We start from the raw sequence: 975 nt of genomic DNA, 5'->3' as shown, positions 1-975 counted from the left end.
AACACAGCCAGCTAAATTTTGTCTCACCAGGGCAACGTCATGCACTGCAAGATGGCGCTATTTTAGCGAAGCGCAAGAAAGTGCTTGAGGCGGCGAAGGAAAGAAAACCGATGCGTTGGTCTACAGAGATCAGAAATTGTGAAGCGGTTGGCGCTGTAACACTCAACCCAGATAAGGCACCAGAAGAAGGCGTAATAAATGCAGCTTAATATTTAAACAAAGAGTGACAACTATCTTGAAAAACACCGTCACCTCTGCCAAGTGAACTGACAAAGGAAAAGTGACAAACTTCATTGTAAATGATCAGACTTTATTGGAATCGACCAAACTATATTGTCTTCCGACATGATGGATGAAAACTGAGGATCTGATATGCAAGAAATTGATTTTATCGGTTCAAGTGCTACTCGGATGGGGATGAGAACTTCATTGAAAATCTTGTAAGAATGGGGCTGCAATCAGGAGCAAGTTCAGGCTTTACTCACATTACCTAGAAACTATAACGACCTTGATTTTGAACAAGTGAGTTTTGTAGTGGTCAACTAAATTTGGCCACGGTTTTAGAATCTTCCCAAAATCTTCGCTCTGATTCATTTGGGCTTAATCCTGCATTATAATGATGTGGCCTGACTTGGCTATAATAGCCAATAATATAATCAGTCACATCTTGTTTAGCTTCAACAAAACTCTTATAGCCTTGCGTTGGCACCCATTCCGTTTTTAAACTGTAAGCGTAACGCCAACCACACCTTGCGGTGTGGCTGGTGATCAGTAAGGCAGGAGTTGCTGTAGTTTCTCTTGGGTGTTGGCTTTGGGTAGCTCGGTTAATAAGCGGCATAGGTAATCATACGGCTCCAGTCCGTTGATTTTTGAGGTCTCGACCAGGCTGTACAGTGCCGCACTGGCTTGTGCTCCCGTCTTGGTATTGGCGAACAACCACGCCTTGCGACCAATCACGAACGGTTTGATGGCGCG

Annotated in this window: 1 protein-coding gene and 2 pseudogenes; 1 reads left to right on the top strand and 2 read right to left on the bottom strand. The window is 44.0% G+C overall.

All coding sequences use genetic code 11. The annotated features are described in order from the left end of the window. A pseudogene (locus L5M10_RS23900) lies at nucleotides 1-209 on the top strand (IS3 family transposase); the annotation flags it as partial. 329 nt (nucleotides 210-538) lie between these two features. On the opposite strand, the pseudogene L5M10_RS23895 reads toward L5M10_RS23900, so the two are convergent. Next, a pseudogene (locus tag L5M10_RS23895) lies at nucleotides 539-739 on the bottom strand (IS3 family transposase); the annotation flags it as partial. Nucleotides 740-768: 29 nt separating this feature from the next. Further along, the coding region (locus tag L5M10_RS23890) for a transposase domain-containing protein (RefSeq protein WP_263197534.1) at nucleotides 769-975 on the bottom strand (207 nt) is incomplete at its 5' end.

This window comes from Shewanella sp. SM32 (genome assembly GCF_025654235.1).
GTDB lineage: Bacteria > Pseudomonadota > Gammaproteobacteria > Enterobacterales > Shewanellaceae > Shewanella > Shewanella oncorhynchi.
This window is presented reverse-complemented; position numbering and strand designations above follow the sequence as displayed.